Source organism: Gluconacetobacter brunescens (assembly GCF_048695475.1).
Taxonomy (GTDB): domain Bacteria; phylum Pseudomonadota; class Alphaproteobacteria; order Acetobacterales; family Acetobacteraceae; genus Gluconacetobacter.
In genome coordinates this window covers 397,069-415,973 of the sequence record NZ_JBLHEN010000003.1, presented here as the reverse complement: position 1 = coordinate 415,973, position 18,905 = coordinate 397,069, and the positions used below count along the sequence as shown (strand labels likewise).

Here is an 18,905-nt window from a genome sequence, read left to right as displayed (position 1 = left end):
TCTTCAGCCGGATCAGACATCGCCCGCCCGGGCGACATAAGAGCCTTCGGGCAACTGGTCGGCTCACCCCCTCGCGCAACGGCGCTTCCGATATTATATGTCCGTCACTGCCCCGGCATCCGGTCATGACGGTGTGTCGGCGCGGTCATGCGTCTTGCGGGTTGGGAATCATGGACCGTTCTTTCATTTTTCGTCGTCACGCCTGCGTTGCGGGGATTTACGCATGATCGCCACCGCGCCCTCGATTCATCTGCATCGCGGCGACCTGCCTGCCGACGTGACCTTCCACGGCCCGATCGCCGTCGACACCGAGGCGATGGGGCTGAAACCGCATCGCGACCGGCTGTGCCTGGTGCAGATCTCAGCGGGAGACCATTCCGCCCATCTGGTGCAGATCCTGCCCGGCACTCCCAGCCCCAACCTCGCCCGGCTGATGGCCGACCCCACCATCACCAAGCTGATGCATTTCGCGCGTTTCGACGTGGCGATCCTCCAGCACACGCTCGGCGTCACCGTCGCGCCGGTGATCTGCACCAAGATCGCCTCCAAACTGGTCCGCACCTTCACCGACCGCCACGGACTGGCCCAGCTCTGCCGCGAGCTGCTGGGCGTGGACCTGAGCAAGCAGCAGCAGACATCCGACTGGGGCGCCCCGGAACTGACGCCCGAGCAGAAGGCCTATGCCGCATCGGACGTGCTGTATCTGCATGCGCTCTGGAACAAGCTGGAAGCGCTTCTGCACCGCGAGGGCCGGCGCGACCTGGCCCAGGCCTGCTACGATTTCCTGCCTGCCCGCGCGCGACTGGACCTGCTGGGATACGAAGAACCGGACATCTTCGCCCACCGGGCATGATGCCCCTTTCTCCCGCGCGATCCATCGTTCCGTTTGACCTGGACCGCCGCCATGGCAATACACCTCTGGCATGACCCAATCCGCCCCTCCCATCGGTAACGCTTCCGATTCCGGCCAGTCCGACGCGGACATCGCGGCAGCGTGCCGGGTGCTGGCCCGCGAGACCGACGGGCTGATGCAGATGGCGGCCGCCCTGCGCGCGCCCCCGCGCGACGGCGACGCCACGCCGCCGCTGGGCGAGACATTCGCGCGCACGATCGCGGCCTTCTCCACCCTGGCGGGCCGCGTCGTCGTCACCGGCATCGGCAAGTCCGGGCAGATCGGCCGCAAGATCCAGTCCACGCTGGCCTCCACGGGCACCCCCTCGGTCTTCGTTCACCCGTCGGAAGCCTCGCATGGCGACCTGGGCATGCTCCAGCCGGGCGATGCCGTGCTGGCGCTCTCCAATTCGGGCGAGACGGCGGAACTGGCCGACATCGTGGCACATACCCGGCGCTACGGGTTGCTGCTGGTGGCGATCACGACGCGCATCGAATCGACGCTTGCCCGTGCCGCCGACATCCCCCTGATCATCCCCGATGCGCCCGAAGCCTGCCCGATGGGCCTGGCCCCCACCACCTCGTCGATGATGCAACTGGCGCTGGGCGATGCCCTGGCGGTGGTCCTGCTGGAGCGGCGGGGATTCTCCGCGACCGAGTTCGGCATCTTTCATCCCGGCGGGCGGCTGGGCACGAGGCTGCGCCGCGTCGCCGACCTGATGCATCGCGGCGGCGTCATGCCGCTGGGCACGCCCGACACCTCCCTGCGACAGGTCATCATGGAGATGACGCGTAAGGCATTCGGCTGCATGGGCGTGGTCGGTGCCGATGGAACGCTGTGCGGGCTGATCACCGACGGCGATCTCCGCCGCGTCCTCGACCGCGACCTGGACCGTACCCGCGCGGCGGACATCATGAACACCGAGCCCCTGACCACCGGGCCCGACGTGCTGGCCGCCGAGGCGCTGCGGCTGATGAATGCGCGCGCCCGCCCGATCACCAGCCTGTTCGTGCTGGATGGCGACGGGGTTCCGGTCGGCATCCTCCATGTCCATGACCTGCTGCGCGCGGGCGTCGCATGAGCACCCCCCCGCCCCCCGATGGCAAGCGCCCCCCCCGGCGCGAGGATTTCGCACGCTCCGCCGATCAGGTCGCGCGGCAGCGGTCGCTGCTGCATCAGGATACATCCCGGCTCCGGCGGGTGCTCCGGCCCGGCGACATTGCCCGTCGCCAGCGCCTGGTCCGCTGGGCCAAATGGGCCCTGCCCGCGGCGGCCCTGCTGCTGCTGGGCTCGATCGCCCTGTGGCCGGCCGTCGACCGGCTGATCAACATGCAGCGCGGCGCCCTGCGCGAGATGGAAAACCTGCGCGTCTCCAGCGGCAACATGCTCGGCGCCGTCTATCGGGGGCTGGACGAACACGACCGGCCCTTCATGATCACCGCCGACCAGGCCCAGCAGATCGGCCCGGATCGCATCAACCTGACCCGCCCGGCCGCCGACACCCTGACCCAGGGCGGAGACTGGATGATGGTCAGCGCGGCCCAGGGCGTGTATCTGCAACGGGAACAGTTGCTGGATCTGACGCAGGACGTGTCCCTCTACCGAGACGACGGCGTGATCATGACCGGGGTGACCGCCGATATGGATCTCAGGCAGGGAATCATCGCATCCGACCAGTGGGTGCACGCCGAAGGCCCGTTCGGCATGCTGGACGCCCAGGGCGTGCTGCTGTCCCAGCATGAAGGGATCGCCCAGTTCCGTGGTCCGGGCCGGCTGATCCTGAACGACGATGCCCATGCCGGCCCGCCGTCCCCTTCTCCCCAAGCCTCCCAGACGGAGCCCAGTCGATGACCGCCCCCGCAAAGGTCGCCTCCGCGTTCCTGTTCCTCGGCGCCGCGGCCTGCCTCTTCCTTCCGGGCGGCGCGCGCGGCCAGGCCATCGACCTGTCGCATGGCGGCCAGATCAACGTCACGGCGGTCGGCGGCTTCGACTGGAACGAAAAGGCCCAGACCGTCACCGCCTATGACCAGGCCCAGGCCACAAGGGGCAACGTCACCGTGACCGCCGACCGGCTGATCGCCTTCTACCGCAAGAAGGCCGCCGCCGGAGCCCCCACCCCCGCCGAGCCCCCCGCCCAGCCCGCACCGGCCGCCGACGGCGCCCGGGGCATGGAGGCCGGATCGGGCGCGAACGAGGTCTATCGCCTGAACGCGCTGGGGCATGTCCATATCTTCACCGACACCGACCAGGCCTGGGGCGACAAGGCGGTCTACGACATCGACCAGGCGGTCATGGTCCTGACCGGCAAGGGGCTGAAGCTGACCACGCCGCAGGATGTCCTGACGGCGCGGGATTCGATGGAATATTATTCCCAGACCCGCATGTCGGTCGGCCGGGGCGATGCCACGGTCACCACCAATGACGGCAGGCAGATCCGGGCCGACGTGCTGGTCGGCTACAGCGCGCCGACCCAGCCGGCCGCCCAGCCCGCCCCGCAGGCCAATGCGCAGCCGGCCGGACATGGCGGGGACCCATTGACCGGTTCGGGGAAGCTGGAAAAAGTGAACGCATTCGGCCACGTCTTCATCCGCACGCAGACCGAAACCGTGATCGGCGATCGCGGCGTCTATGTTCCCGATACGGGAATCGCGCGGATCGTCGGCAACGTGCATATCACGCGAGGCCAGAACCAGATCAGCGGAGCCGCGGCAATCGTGAACATGCATACCGGAATCGCCACGATGACCGAACGTCCGGGCGGACGGGTCAGCGGCCTGATCGTCCCTAACGAGGCCAATCCCCCCCCTGCCGGAACCCACCGATGAACGACATCCCCTACGCCCTGTCCGACGAGGCGAAAAATGCCGCCGGGCAGGTCCCCTTCGGCAGCGCCCTCAGCGGATTGATCGCCAGCGGCATCGGCAAGAGCTACAAGAAGCGGCCCGTCGTCCGGAACGTCTCGCTCCAGGTCAATCGCGGCGAGGCCGTCGGCCTCCTGGGTCCCAACGGCGCCGGCAAGACCACCAGCTTCTACATGATCGTGGGGCTGGTACAGCCCGACAGCGGCTCGATCACCCTGGACGGCACCGACATCACCCGCCTGCCGATGTACCGCCGCGCCCGGCTGGGCATCGGCTACCTGCCGCAGGAAGCCAGCATCTTCCGGGGCCTGAATGTCGAGCAGAACATCATGGCGGCGCTGGAAGTCGTGGAGTCCGATCCCGACCGGCGCGAGGAAATGCTCACCGGCCTGCTGGGCGAATTCGGAATCTCCCACCTGCGCCGCTCGCCGTCGCTGGCCCTCTCGGGCGGCGAGCGGCGCCGGCTGGAAATCGCCCGTGCCCTGGCCAGCCAGCCGCATTACATCCTGCTCGACGAACCCCTGGCGGGCATCGACCCGATCGCGGTGGGCGAAATCCGCGACCTGGTCTCGCACCTCAAGGATCGCGGGATCGGCGTGCTGATCACCGACCACAATGTCCGCGAGACGCTGGAAGTCATCGACCGCGCTTATATCATGCATAGCGGCCAGGTGCTGATGGAAGGCCGCCCCGAGGAGATCGTCGCCAACGAGGACGTGCGGCGCGTCTATCTTGGAGAAAATTTCTCCCTCTGACCGCCCGTCATGACGATCGGACCCAAGCTCGCCCTCCGGCAGGCCCAATCCCTGGTCATGACGCCGCAGTTGCGGCAGGCGATCCTGCTGCTGCAACTCTCCAATCTCGACGCCTGGTCGGTGGTCGAGCAGGAGATGGAGCGCAACCCCCTGCTGGAGCGCCCCGAGACGGCCGACACACCGCTGCCGGCCTCCGGCGGCATGCCACCCCATCCCGTCCTGCCCACCCTTGGTCCGTCACGGAATGCGGGCACATGGCACGATCCGCGGGACGCCATGGCCGGCCCCGCCCCCCCGCTGCACGAACGGCTGGCCGAGCAGGTGCGGCTCTCGCCCTTCGATGCCGAAGACCAACGGATCGCAGCCTACCTGATCACCCTGCTGAATGCCGACGGGCGCGTGACCATGCCATCCGCGGAGATCGCCCGCGCTCTGGGCATCGAGCCTCCGAGCACCGGCGCGGCGCGGGTCGAGCAGGTGCGCCAGGCGATGATGCAGTTCGAACCGACCGGCCTGTTCGCCCACGATCTGGGCGAATGCCTGGCCGCCCAACTGCGCGAGCGCGACCGGCTGGACCCGGCAATGGCCATGCTGCTGCGGCACCTGGACCTGCTGGCCCGTCGCGACCTGCGCCGGCTGCGCACCCTGTGCGGCGTCGATCAGGACGACCTGGCCACCATGATTGCCGAAATCCGTGCCCTGTCGCCCCGACCGGCGCTGGACGCGGCGCCACCCGAAGCCTGCATCATCGTGCCGGACATCCTGATGCTGCCGACATCGGATGACGACTGGATCATCGAGCTCAATCCCGACACCACGCCGCGCGTGGTGGTCAATTCGGCCCTGACCCTGCGGACCACGCTGCGGCTGCGCGACGCGGACCGCCCGTTCATGACCGAACGCCTCGCCAGCGCCAACTGGCTGGTCCGCGCGCTCCAGCAGCGGGCCGAGACCATCATCCGCGTGGCCACCGCCATCATGCGCCGCCAGAGCGATTTCCTGACCCATGGCGTCAGCCACCTGCGGCCGCTGGTGCTGCGCGATATCGCCGAGGCGGTCGGGCTGCACGAGAGCACCGTGAGCCGGGTGACGGCGAACAAATATATCGCCACCCCGCGCGGCCTGTTCGAGCTGAAATATTTCTTCACCACCGCCATCCCCGGACGCACCGGCAGCGACGATCACAGCGCCGAGGCCGTCCGTCACCGGATCAAGCTGTTGATTTCCCATGAGTCCGACCGGGATATCCTGTCCGACGATGCAATCGTGAACAAATTAAGAAAGGAAGGAATAGACATCTCCCGCCGAACCGTGGCCAAATACCGCGATGCGCTGAGGATACCCAATTCAGCGCAGAGAAAACGGGAAAAGGCTTTCGAAGCCTGACGCCACGCCCGGTGGAACGCGCATTATGGACCGCCGGCACGGTTCCGTCCGGTTTCGGACGCTCCTCTATGCAAGGGGTGATGTCACATGCAGATCAGTGTCGCTGGCAAACAGATCGACCTCTCAGACGCCCTGAAACACCGGGTTACCGGGCATCTCGATCGGCTTGCCGACAAATATTTCGATCGCGCCCTGGAAGCCCAGGTCACCTTCAGCCGCGCGCGGTCCTTCTTTACCTGTGATATCAATCTTCACGCCGCGCGGGGCCTGACCCTGCGGGGCGAGGGCGAGGGCACCGATGCCCACGGCGCCTTCGACGATGCCGCCGAACATATCGCCCGGCGCCTCCGCCGCTATCGCGAACGGGTCAACGACCATCTCCGCACCCTGCCCCGCCGCAAATCACCGGAAATGGGGCGCAGCTATATCCTCCGCCCGTCCGACGATTCCGGGCCGGCGACGAACGGCGCGGCGCACGACACCGGCGCCCACGCCACCATCATTGCCGAACGCACGTCGGAAATTGCCACCCTCAGCGTCAGCGAGGCCGTGATGCGCCTCGATCTGGCAGCCTCGACCCTGCTGATGTTCCGCAACAGTATCAGCGAACAGATCAACGTCATCTACCGTCGGCAGGACGGCAATATCGGCTGGCTGGACCCCTCTCCCGGCTGACGCCGGGAAGGCCCCACCGCCGGGACGATCCCGATCGTCCCGGCAACCCGGCGGCGCTCAGTGCAGCAGGGCGGGCACCATCTCATGCTGCAGGATCGCCTCCACGGCCGTCTCCTGGTCTTCGGTCAGGGCCATCGGGGTGCCGTCCGCCGCATGGATGGCAAACGCATCTTCCCCCTCGACGATCACGGGCTTGATATAGGCAACCCGCGAAACACCAAGCGCCCGCATCTGGATATCCGTCAGATGACGGACATCGGCGGTCATGGGCGTGTGGTCGGCCTGAAGCACGACCTGCCCGTTTTGAGTCGTAATTCTCATGATCCGATCCTCCGTAAGGACGAATCCCCATCATGCGGCGATCGTCCCGTTGGCCAGCGCGCCTGTCGTGTCGCGGGCTGACGGCCATGTCGATAGCTGGAGATCAAAACGCTCAATCGTCCTCGAGCGCCCGCACGACACGTTGCGGGCGGGCCTTGGGCAGATCGATCTCGGTCGGTGGCCCGCCCGAACGCCCCTGCGTGATCTCGATCAGCTTCACGCGGACTTCCGGCTGCGGCCTTACCAGATCGATATGGAGCAGGCCATTATCCAGCCAGGCTCCGCTGACCTCGATCCCCTCGGCCAGCACGAATGCTTTCTGGAACTGCCGCGCCGCAATGCCCCGATGCAGGAAAACCCGGCCCTGCGTATCGTCGGTCTGCCGTCCACGGATGACAAGCTGATTGTCTTCCTGCGTGATCTGCAGATCATCCATCACGAACCCCGCAACCGCGAGCGAGATTCGGAGCGACGTGGCGTTCAGTTGCTCGATATTATACGGGGGATAGCCATCGGCAGCCCCTTTCGACGCGCGTTCCAACATCTGTTCCAGATGGTCAAACCCCAGAAACATGGGGGATCCAAAAAGTCTACCCGACATCAAGGCCTCCTCAACCGAGCGAGACGATCACGCGGACCCGTCGTCGGCGCCCGCGTCGTCATGATATGGGACGCCCGGCCGGTTCCGCAAGGCCGCGCGGGAGCACCGCGCCGCCATGCCCCTTGATGCCCTCTGACGCGCGCGTACCCACTGGCGCGCGCGCGTCAGGATCGCTACATCGCCCCTATGATCAGTCACGACGAAATCGCCGCCGCCATCCCCATGCCGATCCTGGTGGCTCCCCAGGCCATCCTGCGCCAGAAGACCCGCCTGGTCCGGCCCGAGGACGAGCCGATGCTGCGCGACGCCCTGCCCCGCATGTTCGCCGCGATGTACGAGGCACCGGGCATCGGCCTGGCCGCCCCGCAGGTCGGCATGGGCCTGCGCTTCGCCATCGTCGATCTGGGCGAGGAACGGCAGCGCGAACCGCTGGTCCTGATCAACCCCGAAGTCATCGCGGAATCGGAAACCCTCGTCTCGCGCGAGGAAGGGTGCCTGTCGCTGCCCAACCAGTATGCCGAGGTGGTCCGCCCCCAGCAGGTGCGCATCCGCTACCGCACCCTGGACGGCACCGAGCAGGAGATGGAGGCCGACGACCTGCTGGCCACCTGCATCCAGCACGAGATCGACCATCTGGAAGGCATCCTCTTCGTCGATCACCTCTCCACGCTCAAGCGCAACATGATCATGCGGCGCCTGGCCAAGGAACAGCGCCAGAAACGCTGAAGGCTGGAGATCCCCCATGCGCCTGGCCTTCATGGGCACCCCCGATTTCGCAGTGCCCGCCCTGCTCGCCCTCCATGCGGCGGGGCACGAGATCGCAGCCGTCTACAGCCAGCCCCCCCGGCCCGCCGGGCGCGGCCAGTCGGTCCGCCTGTCGCCCGTCCATCAGGCTGCCGAGACGCTCGGCCTGCCGGTCCGCACACCCGCGCGCCTGCGGACAAATTCGGACGAACACACCTTCTTCCACGCCCTGAACCTGGATGCCGCCGTGGTCGCCGCCTACGGGCTGATCCTGCCGGCGGCGATGCTGGACGCCCCCCGCCTGGGGTGCCTGAACATCCATGCCAGCCTGCTGCCCCGCTGGCGTGGCGCGGCCCCCATCCAGGCCGCGATCCTGGCCGGCGACAGCGAGAGCGGCGTCACGATCATGCGCATGGACGAAGGGCTGGATACCGGCACGATGCTGCTGTCCGACCAGGTCGCGCTGACACCGACGACCACCGCCACCACGCTGCATGACGCTCTCGCCGCCATGGGCGCACGCCTGATCGTGACGACCCTGAGCCAGCCGGTCGGCCCCGGCCAGCCCCAGCCGGAACAGGGCATAACCTACGCCGGCCGCCTGACGCGCGAGGACGGACGCATCGACTGGTCGCGCGACGCCGCCGCACTGGACCGGCAGATCCGGGCCCTGACCCCCTGGCCCGGCACCTTCACCACCCTGGGCGACCAGGTCCTGAAGATCGGCGGCGCCACCCTCGTTTCAGCCTCCCATCCCGCACCGCCGGGAACCATTCTCGACGAGATGCTCACCGTGGCCTGCGGCCAAGGCGCGCTGCGCATCACGCGCCTTCAGCGGCCCGGCCGCGGCATGATGGACGCCGATTCGTTCCTGCGCGGCCAGCCCGTACCGGCCGGGACGGTCCTGGGCTCGTGACCGCCGACGCGGACACCACTCCCGAACAGGCCGTGGAACGCTGGGCGGTCCGGATCGAATATGACGGCCGCCCCTTCGTCGGCTGGCAGCGCCAGATCACCGGCCTCTCCGTGCAGCAGGTGCTGGAAGAGGCCGCCAGCCGCCTGGCGGCAGGCCGCTCCGTCACCAGCATCACCGCCGGCCGCACCGATACCGGCGTGCATGCAACCGGCCAGGTCGCGCATCTGGATTTCCCCGCCGGCACGGGCCTGACGGGCTCCAAGGTCCGCGACGCGCTGAATTTCCACATGAAGCCCCACCCGGTCGCCATCCTCCAGGCCACACCGGTCGACAGCACATGGAACGCCCGGTTTTCCGCCAACCGCCGGTCCTATCGCTACCGGATCGTCAACCGGCGCGGCCGCCTGGCCCTCGACGAGGGCCGCGTCTGGCTGGTCAAGCGCCCCCTCGACGCCGACGCGATGAATGAAGCGGCCCGACACCTCCTGGGCCGCCATGATTTCACCTCTTTCCGCGCCAGCGCCTGCCAGGCCAAAAACCCGCTGCGCACGCTCGACCGGCTGGCGATCACCCGCCACGGCGAAGACATCACGATCGAGGCCGAGGCCCGCTCATTCCTGCACCATCAGGTCCGCAACATGGTCGGCACGCTGAAACTGGTGGGCGAAGGCACCTGGCCCCCCGAGCGCGTCGGCGAGGCCCTGCGCGCCTGCGACCGCCGCGCCGCCGGCCCCACGGCCCCCCCGGACGGGCTCTATCTGACCGGCGTCGGCTACGACCCCGACCCCTTCATCCTCCCAGCCTGACCTCCCCCGAAGAGGAAGGACGGCTCAAGGAATGCGAATCACGCCCATCCCATCTTCGATCGCCATTCTCGTGCCGAACTGCGCCGACATCGCCTGCATGCGCGACAGAATCCGCCGCCCCCGTTCAGGCGAGGCCGGATGGGGAATCCCACCAGTCGCGATACCGTCATCGGCCATCACGACAGGATAGAGCCGGATAACGTCCGCCCTGCCATTTCGATAGGTCGTGACCGGCACCACACTTTCGAACTGCTCCTGCGGAAACGGCACCACGCCGCCCGCAACTTCATGGCCCCGCCGACCATTCCGGTCAAAGAACAGGCCCCCCAGCCCATGGAAGATCGGTCTGCCCTTGTAGATCTCCACCCCATCCAGCACATGCGGCCCGGTCCGGGCCACGGCATCGGCTCCCGCATCGATGGCGGCATGGAACAGAACCGGCTCGAAGGCCGCCGGGGCGGGGTTCAGAGGGTCCGGCGCCTCATTGGCCCGATGCACCACCATGGGTTCCCACGCTCCCGGCGGGGTCGTCCCGTCATCATGACCGGCGGTCTCATGGGCATGGATGGAAAAGAGGACAAAGCGCGCCCTGCTGCGCGCTTCCCGGATCGCGGACAGAATGGCGCCTTCATCGGCCGGGTTCATCTCCCATGTCCACCCGTCGCGATCCGACGCACGGAAAATGATGTCGCCGATCCGCGCCTCGTTCACCGGCGAATTCCGGTCCTGAACGAGGTCACGCAGGTGCCCGACCTCCTCGGGTCGGACAAAACGCACCTCACGCACATGCAGCACGCTGATGCCCGGCCGAGGCTTCGTCTCCTGGCCCTGGCTCATGACCGCCGGGCCCGCCTCCTCCATCGGCGCGAAGGTCGAGGCGACATCGACGAGCGCCGCCAGCCCCCTGGGCGTCCGCACATATCCGGGCGCCCGGGCCTCGGCCGCGCTCAGGCCCGCCCCCGCTTCCGCGAGACCGGCCTTGCGCAGGGCGTCGAGCGTCGCGACCAGCCCTTCGGTACCATAATCGGTGGCGTGGTTATTGGCCTTCGATACGATGGTCAGGCCCATCCCCCGCAGCGCCCCGGCCATGGAGGATGACTGCCGGGGATACCCCCCACCCGTTTCGGCGGCCGGATAGCCGGCGAAACCGGCCAGGTCGAGCATCGACCCTTCCTGGTTGGCGAACCCCAGATCGGCCTTGCGGAACAGGTCGGCGATCCGGGCGAAACCCGTGTCCCGCTCATCGGGCAGAGGATGATAGGGACCGATCATGTCCCCACCGAGCGCGACCGTGAACCCGTCAGGCACACCCGGCCGTTCCGCCGCCCTGGCGGCACCGGCCAGAAACAGGGACAGCACCAGCAGGCTCGCCAATTTCGTCATCCGGCAAGCCTTATCACGCGGCCCGTCCGCGCCGGAAGATCCGCCCTATCGGCTGCCGTGCGCCGACGGCAGCGCCAGAAAATCCTGCCATGGCGCATAATGCGGCGGCAGCACGGACGAGATCCCGCTCAGCGCCATGATGGCGGCGGCGATCACCAATACCACCAGCAGCGCCCGCCACGCTCCCAGCGCCAGCCCCGCCCGCGCGACAAACCAGGTCAGCCAGAGATTATAGGCGAATATGATCCCGTTCAGGATCAGCGCCGAATGCATCACGCTCACCCCGGCGGGCATAAGGGCCGCGACCACCGCGACCGCCGCGAGCATCACGAACAGCACCAGCCAGTCGCACCACAGGGCAGCCGCCATGTAACGCGGCCACAGCGCCTCACGCCCCCACAGACGCGCCAGCAGATGGGTCAGCACCACCGGCGTCAGCACCAGACACAGCGAGAACAGGATCTTGGCCCCGCTCAGCATCGTCGGCGCCTGCGCCAGCGTCAGCACACCGCCGACCAGCCACAGGGCGACACGCGGCGCCAGCGCCGTCAGCACGGCATCGGGGGTGGTGCCGAAACAGCTCATGCCGTCACGCCGGCCGCGCCCCAGCAGCATCATGCCCCGGAAGATGCCCCCCGGGGAGCCGGGCATCGGTCGGGGCGGCGCGCCGCGTCCCTGCGTCATCCCATCAGCCTTTCGATAAACGCCGCGTAGATATCGGTCAGCGTCCGCAGGTCGGCGACCGACACATGCTCGTTCGCCTTGTGCATGCTGGCGCCCACCAGGCCGAATTCGGCCACCGGGCAATAGCGGCTGATAAAGCGCGCATCCGACGTGCCGCCCCCCGTGTCCAGCCGGGGCTGATGCCCCGTCACGTCCTGCACGGCCTCGACCAGCAGGCCCAGTTGCGGCGTGGGCGGGGTCAGGAACGCTTCACCGCTGACCCGGATATCGATCTCCGCCCCCGGTGCGCGGGCCCGCACGGTCTCGGTAATCCAGCGCGCCAGGTCCTTGCCCGTATGCAGGTCGTTGAAACGGATATTCAGCCGCGCCGAGGCCTTGGCCGGAATGACGTTGGTGGCCTTGTTGCCCACATCGACGCTGGTAACCTGCACGCTCGACGGCTCGAACCATTCCGACCCCTTGTCCAGCGGGTGCGCCGTCAGGTCCGACAGGATCGCCATCAGCCGGTGGATCGGGTTGTCGGCCCGCTGCGGGTAGGCCACGTGCCCCTGGATGCCATGGACGACGATGCGCGCATTCAGGCTGCCGCGCCGCCCGATCTTGACGACATCCCCCATATGCTCGGGGTTGGTCGGTTCGCCGACAACGCAGAAATCAGGGATCTGGCCATTCGCCGCCATCCATTCCAGCACCTTCACGGTGCCGTAGGTGGCGGGGCCTTCCTCATCGCCGGTAATCAGCAGGCTGATCGACCCGTTCAGCGGCGTGCCGCCCCCCAGATGCCGCGCCACCGCACTGACGAAGGCGGCGATGCCCCCCTTCATGTCGCAGGCGCCGCGCCCGTACAGCACGTCGCTCCGCACGGCGGCATCGAACGGGCCGGTGGTCCAACCCTCGTCGCCTGGCGGCACCACGTCGGTATGGCCGGCGAAACAGAGATGCGGGCCCACCATGCCCAGCCGGGCGAACAGGTTGGCCGTGCGCTCCGCCCCCTCGCCGAACGGCAGGTCGATGACATCGAACCCCAGCCGGCGCAGCACGTCGCCCAGCACGCCCATCGCCCCACCACTATCGGGCGTGACGGACGGCGCGCGGATCAGCGCCTGCGCCAGGTGCAGCGCATCGACCAGTTCCGGCTCCATGACGGCGCCGGTCAATCGCGCAGCAATTCGTTGATCGAGGTCTTGGCGCGCGTGCGCTCGTCCACACGCTTGACGATCACGGCACAGGCCAGCGACGGCAGCGGCGCGCCATCGGCACCGGTGGGCTGGCGCGGCGGCAGCGTGCCGGGCACCACGACCGAATAGGCCGGCACACGGCCCACGAACACCTCGCCCGTCGCCCGATCGACGATCTTGGTCGAGGCGCCGAGAAACACACCCATCGACAGAACGCTGCCACGCTCCACGATCACGCCCTCGGCCACTTCCGACCGCGCGCCGATGAAGCAGTCATCCTCGATGATCACGGGTGCCGCCTGCAACGGCTCCAGCACGCCGCCGATGCCCACGCCACCGCTGATATGGCAGTTGCGCCCGATCTGGGCGCAGCTTCCGATCGTCACCCAGGTATCGACCATGGTGCCGCTCTCGACGCGCGCGCCGGCATTGACGAAGCTCGGCATCAGCACCACGCCGGGCGCCACGTAGGCCGAACGCCGGACGATCGCGCCGGGCACGGCACGGAACCCGGCCCCGGCAAAGCGCGCCTGGTCCCAGTCGGCGAACTTCAGCGGCACCTTGTCGAAGAACGGCGCCGGAGCCCCCGGCATCACCGCGCTGTCATTCAGCCGGAACGACAGCAGCACCGCCTTCTTGAGCCATTCATTGACCACCCAGCCGGCATCGGCAGGCGCGGCTACCCGCAGCGTGCCGGCATCCAGCCCGGCCAGCGCCTGCTCGACCGCCTCGCGGTCGGCGCCCGTGGTGGCGGAGGAAAGGGTATCGCGCCGTTCCCACACCGCCTCGATATGGGTCCGAAGGGCGTGTGCGTCGTTCATATTCCTGCAATCCTCTGTCCGCGCCGGCCCTGCCGGCGCCCATTTTCGCCATGTGGCGGGACCATGCGAAGGAAGCCCCCTCCTGTCAACGCATCTTGCGACACGCCGCCATGGGCGCCGCCCCGCCTTATTCGCCGCGAATCAGCGTACCCGGGCCTGCTTCGGTGAACAGTTCCAGCAGGCAGGCATGCGGCACCCGCCCATCGAGGATCACCGCCGCCTTGGCGCCGGCACGCACCGCCTCCAGGCAGGTTTCCACCTTCGGGATCATCCCGCCGCTGATCATGCCGCTGGCAATGCCGCGCCGCGCTTCCTCGGCCGTCAGTTCCGGGATCAGCTCGCCGTTTTCGTCCAGCACGCCGGGCACGTCGGTCAGCATCAGCAGCCGCGTCGCATGCACGGCCCCGGCGATCGCGCCCGCCGCCGTGTCGGCATTGATGTTGTAGGTCTCGCCCTTCTCGCCGATGCCCACCGGGGCCACGACCGGGATCAGGCCCGACCCCGACAGGGCATAGAGCACGCGCGGGTCGATGCGCACCGGCTCGCCCACGAAGCCCAGATCCAGCACCTGCTCGATCTGGCTGTCGGCATCGCGCACCGTGCGGCGCAGGCGGCGCGCGGCGATCAGCCCGCCATCCTTGCCCGAAATGCCCACGGCCAGCGCCCCGGCCTGGTTGATCAGCCCGGCCACCTGCTTGTTGACCTTGCCCGCCAGCACCATCTCGATCACGTCGACCATCGCCGCGTCGGTCACCCGCAGGCCATCGACGAAGGTCGAGGGAATCTGCAACCGGTTCAGCATCGCGCTGATCTGCGGCCCACCGCCATGGACGACCACGGGATTGACCCCGACCAGCTTCAGCAGCGCGATATCATGCCCGAATGCGTTGGACAGCGAATCGTCCACCATGGCGTGGCCGCCATATTTGACCACGATCGTATCGCCGGCATAGCGCCGCAGGAACGGCAGCGCCTGGGCCAGCACGGCCGCGCGCTCCTGGGCATCCTTCATCGTCTGGACGATATCGGCGGTGGTCTCGCTTGTCGGTTGGCTCATCGGGTCGTGCCCTGTCTTGTGCTCGTGATCAGGATAAAACCGTTTCGCCCGTCGGCGGCAGGGCCAGACTGGCCAGTCCGGCCCGCAGTTCGGGCATGCCCAGCCCGCTCTCGCTGCTGGTCAGCAGGATCTGCGGATAGGCGGCGGGGTGCTGGCGCGCCAGCTCCGCCACCTGGGCCCGCTTGGCCTCCAGCGGCCCGGGCTTGAGCGCATCGCATTTGGTCAGGACGATCTCGAACGTCACGGCGGCACGATCCAGCAGGGTCATGATCTCCCGATCCGACGCCTTGATCTCGATCCGCGAATCCAGCAGCAGGATGACGCGCTGCAATGTCGGCCGGCCGCGCAGATACGCGAACATCATGCCCTGCCAGTCTTCCTTCACGTCCTTGGCGGCCTTGGCGTAGCCATAGCCCGGCATGTCCACCAGCGTCAGCCGGCCGCCGAGGTCGAAGAAATTGAGCTGCTTGGTCCGCCCCGGCTCGGATGACGCACGCGCCAGCGCCTTGCGCCCGGTCAGGGCGTTGATCAGGCTGGACTTGCCGACATTCGACCGCCCGGCAAACGCGATCTCCGGCACCGTGATCGGCGGAAGCTGCTCCAGCTTCTGCGCCCCGAAGAAGAAGTCGCACGGCCCGGCAAACAGCAGCCGCCCCGCTTCGCGCAGGCGCTCCTGTTCCTCGGGCGAAGGCGCGGGGGTAACGAACTCCGACATCAGACCAACCTTATTTCCGCTTGGCCGGCTTCGGCGCGGGCGCGGGCGTCGCCACGGGCGCGGCCGGCTTGGTCGCTCCCTGGATGCGCCGCTGGATCACCATCTGCTGCGCCATCGTCAGCAGGTTGTTCCAGCAATAATAGATGACCAGGCCGGCCGGCTGACGCGCCATGAAGAAGGTGAACAGCACCGGCATCACCTGGAACACGCGCTGCTGCGCGGGGTCCATCGGCGCCGGGTTCAGCTTCTGCTGCAGGAACATCGTCACCCCGAACAGGATCGGCCACACACCCAGTTGCAGATAGGGCGACAGCACGTTCGGATCCCACGGAATCAGGCCGAAAAGATTGAACAGGTTGGTCAGGTCCGGCGCCGAGAGGTCATGGATCCAGCCGAAGAACGGCGCGTGCCGCATCTCGATGGTGATGTACAGATCCTTGTACAGGCTCCAGAACACCGGAATCTGCACGATCATCGGCAGGCAGCCGGCGGCCGGATTGACGCCCTCGGTCTTGTAGAGCGCCATCATGTGCTGGTTCATCGCCATCTGGTCGCCCTTGTACCGCTCGCGGATCTCCTGCACCTTGGGCTGGAGCTTGCGCATCCGGGCCATGGAGCGGAACTGCCGCGTCGCCAGCGGGAAGAAGAGCGCCTTGACCAGCAGCGTAAAGGCCATCAGCGCCAGGCCGAAATTGCCCAGCAGCGTGTTCAGATAGTCGAGGACATAGAAGATCGGCCGCGTCAGGAACGCGAACCAGCCGAAATCGACGGCCTTCCAGAAATCCGGGATATGCAGGCTGGACTGGTACTGCTCCAGCAGGCTGACTTCCTTGGCGCCGGCAAAGACATGGCTGGCGGTCGAGGCCGTCGCGCCCGCGCCCACCACGGTGGGCGTCTGCGCGATGAAGCCGACCTGATAGACCCCCGCCCCGCCATTCGCCTGATAGCCATAGCTGCCGGTCACCGGCACGCCCTGCTGGGGCACCACGGCGGTCAGCCAGTATTTGTCGGTAATGCCGGCCCATCCGCCCTGCCCGGCCTTGGTCCAGGACGTATTGCCCGGCGGCGTCGCGCCGGTGCGCAGGCTCTTGTAGCTGCTCTCGTCCAGCCGCCCGTCAACGACCGAAATCGGCCCCTCATGCACCAGGTAACCGCCCGTTTCCTCAGGCGTATAGGCACGGTTGACGCGGGCGAACGGATAGAGCGAGACCGGTTGGGCCGAATGGTTCACGATCCGCTGCTCGATCGCGAACATATAATGCGCGTCGATGCCGACGACGATCTGGAAGGTCACACCCTCGCCATTGTCCCACGACAGCGTCACCGGCCGGTCGGCCGTCAGCTTCGGCGCATCGGCGGTCCAGACGGTGGTGGCATCGGGCACGCGCACCTGGCCACCGGCCAGGTTCATCCAGCCGATCTCGACGTAATTGGGCTGCGGATCGTGCGCGGCTTCCAGGATGCGCACCAGCGGGCTGCCGGCGGCGACCGTCTCGTGATAGTCGCGCAGCACCATGTCATCCAGCCGCGCGCCCAGCAGGTCGATCGACCCGCGCACGGCGGGTGCGTCGATCTCCAGCCGCGTTTCCGCCTGCGGCGACGCCACCGAAACCGGCTGCGAACTCACACCGGCGACAGGCGCCCCCGGGCGCGGCGCGTCAGACGGCGGCGTCTGCCGGCTGGTCTGCGCAGCCTGCTGCGCGACCTCCTGATGGGTCTGCTTCGGCATGAAATATTCGAAGCCAACCAGGACCATGGCGGACAGCAATGTCGCCACGATAAAGCGCTTGGTATCCATCAGCGACCGGCCAGACTCTCGTTATCTATGGGAAGAACAGCAGGAGGCACGCGCCTGCTCTTGGGTGGGCACGGGATCGTATCCGCCGATATTCCACGGATTGCAACGCAAGATCCGCCAACCGGCCAGAAATGCGCCCCGCAACGGGCCATATGCGCGAATCGCATCCTGCGCATATTCGCTGCACGAAGGCACGAAACGGCAATTGGGGCCCAGAAGCGGGCTGACGAACCGCTGATAGACGCGAATCGCCCCGACCAGAGCCCAGACCGTCGCGGCCCGGACCAGACGGATCATTCCGCCCCCCGCACGCCGGCCTTGCGCAGGGCCCGCCGCAGATCCTCGACCAGAGCCGGAAAATCGCGTCCCCGCGTCCCGTCCCGGCCGATCACGACCAGATCGACACCCGTCAATTGCTGCTCGCGCGTCACCACGATCCGCACGGCCTCGCGCAGGCGGCGGCGCGCGCGATTGCGGACAACGGCGTTACCGACTTTCTTCGTTACGGTAAACCCGACCCGCGCCGGATCGGCATCGTCACGGCCCAATGCCTGAAGCACCAGTCCAGGAGACGGCACCTTGCGCCCCTTGGATGCAATCCGGAGGAACTCGGCACGCTTCTTGAGTCGGACGGAACGGTCGGCCACTCTTCGCAGCCCCCTCTACGCGCTATCCGGACCCGGCACCGAAGAACCGGGTTCCGAACGCAACCAGACCTGACGAAATCAGGCGGACAGGCGCTTACGGCCCTTGGAACGGCGATTGGCGATGACCCGACGGCCACCGACGGTTTCCATACGGGCGCGGAAGCCGTGACGGCGCTTGCGGACCAGCTTGGACGGTTGATACGTGCGCTTCACGACGCGACTCCCCGATTGACAATAATAAACGCGGCGCGGCTATATCCACGACGCGCCGGAGCAGCCCGAAGGCCGCCTGACCTGAGGCGCGCCTTATACTTCCCGTTTCCCCGCGCGTCAACGTGCAAGAAAAGAGCCTCCATGCAAGGCCCAGACCCGCTTCCGGACGACGATCGCCCCGCCCCGCCCTCCGACGCCGCCCCCACGGACACCCCCACCGAGTCGACGCCCGCCCCGGCATCCCGCGCCAAGGTCCTGCACGACATACGCGGCCTGCTGTCACCGGCCATGCTCGCCGCCGACCGGCTGAGCCTGCATGCCGACCCCAAGGTGCGCGAACTGGCCGAGCAGATCGTCCGCTCCATAGAACAGGCCGCCCAACGCCTGAAGGACCTGCCCCCGGCCTGACCCCAAGGGCCAGCCCCATGGTGAGCGAACGCACTGGAGCGCGG

At 67.7% G+C, this 18,905-nt stretch carries 23 protein-coding genes; 11 read left to right on the top strand and 12 right to left on the bottom strand.

Annotation, left to right across the window (positions count from 1 at the left end):
* Positions 1 to 223: 223 nt before the first annotated feature.
* From ACMAUO_RS20030 to hpf, 7 genes are all read left to right on the top strand, one after another.
* Positions 224 to 853, top strand: a complete 630-nt coding sequence (locus ACMAUO_RS20030; RefSeq protein ID WP_420358656.1) for a ribonuclease D — start codon at positions 224 to 226, stop codon at positions 851 to 853.
* A gap of 70 nt (positions 854 to 923) precedes the next feature.
* A complete protein-coding gene (locus tag ACMAUO_RS20025; protein ID WP_420358655.1) occupies positions 924 to 1,973 on the top strand; it encodes a KpsF/GutQ family sugar-phosphate isomerase in 1,050 nt (349 codons plus the stop codon).
* A complete protein-coding gene (lptC, locus tag ACMAUO_RS20020; RefSeq protein ID WP_420358654.1) occupies positions 1,970 to 2,743 on the top strand; it encodes an LPS export ABC transporter periplasmic protein LptC in 774 nt (257 codons plus the stop codon). The genes ACMAUO_RS20025 and lptC overlap by 4 nt, the downstream gene beginning before the upstream one ends.
* Positions 2,740 to 3,717: an LptA/OstA family protein gene (locus ACMAUO_RS20015; protein ID WP_420358653.1), complete on the top strand. Its 978-nt coding sequence runs from the start codon at positions 2,740 to 2,742 to the stop codon at positions 3,715 to 3,717. The genes lptC and ACMAUO_RS20015 overlap by 4 nt, the downstream gene beginning before the upstream one ends.
* A complete protein-coding gene (lptB, locus tag ACMAUO_RS20010) occupies positions 3,714 to 4,508 on the top strand; it encodes an LPS export ABC transporter ATP-binding protein (RefSeq protein ID WP_420358652.1) in 795 nt (264 codons plus the stop codon). The genes ACMAUO_RS20015 and lptB overlap by 4 nt, the downstream gene beginning before the upstream one ends.
* 9 nt (positions 4,509 to 4,517) lie before the next feature.
* Positions 4,518 to 5,894: an RNA polymerase factor sigma-54 gene (gene rpoN, locus ACMAUO_RS20005; RefSeq protein WP_420358651.1), complete on the top strand. Its 1,377-nt coding sequence runs from the start codon at positions 4,518 to 4,520 to the stop codon at positions 5,892 to 5,894.
* An 87-nt stretch (positions 5,895 to 5,981) separates the two neighbouring features.
* A complete protein-coding gene (gene hpf / locus ACMAUO_RS20000) occupies positions 5,982 to 6,569 on the top strand; it encodes a ribosome hibernation-promoting factor, HPF/YfiA family (RefSeq protein WP_420358650.1) in 588 nt (195 codons plus the stop codon).
* A 57-nt stretch (positions 6,570 to 6,626) separates the two neighbouring features.
* Here the strand turns inward: hpf and ACMAUO_RS19995 are convergent, their stop codons facing one another.
* Positions 6,627 to 6,890, bottom strand: coding sequence for a DUF1150 family protein (locus ACMAUO_RS19995; RefSeq protein WP_420358649.1), 264 nt, complete (start codon positions 6,888 to 6,890; stop codon positions 6,627 to 6,629).
* Positions 6,891 to 7,002: 112 nt separating this feature from the next.
* On the bottom strand, positions 7,003 to 7,491 hold the full coding sequence (locus ACMAUO_RS19990) for an Hsp20 family protein (protein ID WP_420358648.1): 489 nt from the start codon (positions 7,489 to 7,491) through the stop codon (positions 7,003 to 7,005).
* Between the two features lie 186 nt (positions 7,492 to 7,677).
* Here ACMAUO_RS19990 and def point away from each other — a divergent pair, with 186 nt between their 5' ends.
* Genes def through truA form a run of 3 tightly spaced genes read left to right on the top strand, consistent with a single transcriptional unit; the run spans position 7,678 to position 9,957 of the window.
* On the top strand, positions 7,678 to 8,217 hold the full coding sequence (gene def / locus ACMAUO_RS19985; RefSeq protein WP_420358647.1) for a peptide deformylase: 540 nt from the start codon (positions 7,678 to 7,680) through the stop codon (positions 8,215 to 8,217).
* Between the two features lie 16 nt (positions 8,218 to 8,233).
* Positions 8,234 to 9,151, top strand: a complete 918-nt coding sequence (gene fmt / locus ACMAUO_RS19980; RefSeq protein ID WP_420358646.1) for a methionyl-tRNA formyltransferase — start codon at positions 8,234 to 8,236, stop codon at positions 9,149 to 9,151.
* Positions 9,148 to 9,957, top strand: a complete 810-nt coding sequence (truA, locus tag ACMAUO_RS19975) for a tRNA pseudouridine(38-40) synthase TruA (protein WP_420358645.1) — start codon at positions 9,148 to 9,150, stop codon at positions 9,955 to 9,957. The genes fmt and truA overlap by 4 nt, the downstream gene beginning before the upstream one ends.
* Before the next feature lie 24 nt (positions 9,958 to 9,981).
* Here the strand turns inward: truA and ACMAUO_RS19970 are convergent, their stop codons facing one another.
* From ACMAUO_RS19970 to rpmH, 10 genes are all read right to left on the bottom strand, one after another.
* Complete coding sequence (locus ACMAUO_RS19970) at positions 9,982 to 11,340, bottom strand: CapA family protein (protein WP_420358644.1); 1,359 nt, start codon at positions 11,338 to 11,340, stop codon at positions 9,982 to 9,984.
* Between the two features lie 45 nt (positions 11,341 to 11,385).
* A complete protein-coding gene (locus ACMAUO_RS19965; RefSeq protein WP_420358643.1) occupies positions 11,386 to 12,024 on the bottom strand; it encodes a hypothetical protein in 639 nt (212 codons plus the stop codon).
* On the bottom strand, positions 12,021 to 13,166 hold the full coding sequence (gene dapE, locus ACMAUO_RS19960; RefSeq protein WP_420358672.1) for a succinyl-diaminopimelate desuccinylase: 1,146 nt from the start codon (positions 13,164 to 13,166) through the stop codon (positions 12,021 to 12,023). Before dapE ends, ACMAUO_RS19965 begins: the two co-directional genes overlap by 4 nt.
* 11 nt (positions 13,167 to 13,177) lie before the next feature.
* Positions 13,178 to 14,023 (bottom strand): 2,3,4,5-tetrahydropyridine-2,6-dicarboxylate N-succinyltransferase, encoded by an 846-nt coding sequence (gene dapD / locus ACMAUO_RS19955; RefSeq protein WP_420358642.1) that lies wholly within the window; start codon positions 14,021 to 14,023, stop codon positions 13,178 to 13,180.
* 127 nt (positions 14,024 to 14,150) lie between these two features.
* A complete protein-coding gene (gene argB / locus ACMAUO_RS19950; RefSeq protein ID WP_420358641.1) occupies positions 14,151 to 15,080 on the bottom strand; it encodes an acetylglutamate kinase in 930 nt (309 codons plus the stop codon).
* 28 nt (positions 15,081 to 15,108) lie between these two features.
* Positions 15,109 to 15,795 carry a ribosome biogenesis GTP-binding protein YihA/YsxC gene (gene yihA / locus ACMAUO_RS19945; RefSeq protein WP_420358640.1) on the bottom strand — a complete coding sequence of 229 codons (687 nt, stop codon included), beginning with the start codon at positions 15,793 to 15,795 and terminating at the stop codon, positions 15,109 to 15,111.
* Positions 15,796 to 15,805: 10 nt separating this feature from the next.
* The gene (gene yidC / locus ACMAUO_RS19940) at positions 15,806 to 17,593 is read right to left on the bottom strand and encodes a membrane protein insertase YidC (RefSeq protein WP_420358639.1); all 1,788 of its coding nucleotides are present in this window, start codon (positions 17,591 to 17,593) and stop codon (positions 15,806 to 15,808) included.
* A gap of 21 nt (positions 17,594 to 17,614) precedes the next feature.
* Complete coding sequence (gene yidD, locus ACMAUO_RS19935) at positions 17,615 to 17,890, bottom strand: membrane protein insertion efficiency factor YidD (RefSeq protein WP_420358638.1); 276 nt, start codon at positions 17,888 to 17,890, stop codon at positions 17,615 to 17,617.
* A complete protein-coding gene (gene rnpA / locus ACMAUO_RS19930; protein WP_420358637.1) occupies positions 17,887 to 18,240 on the bottom strand; it encodes a ribonuclease P protein component in 354 nt (117 codons plus the stop codon). The genes yidD and rnpA overlap by 4 nt, the downstream gene beginning before the upstream one ends.
* Positions 18,241 to 18,318: 78 nt before the next feature.
* Positions 18,319 to 18,453, bottom strand: coding sequence for a 50S ribosomal protein L34 (gene rpmH, locus ACMAUO_RS19925; protein WP_114727814.1), 135 nt, complete (start codon positions 18,451 to 18,453; stop codon positions 18,319 to 18,321).
* Positions 18,454 to 18,594: 141 nt separating this feature from the next.
* Between rpmH and ACMAUO_RS19920 the strand changes: the two genes are divergently transcribed.
* Positions 18,595 to 18,861 (top strand): hypothetical protein, encoded by a 267-nt coding sequence (locus ACMAUO_RS19920; protein WP_420358636.1) that lies wholly within the window; start codon positions 18,595 to 18,597, stop codon positions 18,859 to 18,861.
* Positions 18,862 to 18,905 lie beyond the last annotated feature (44 nt).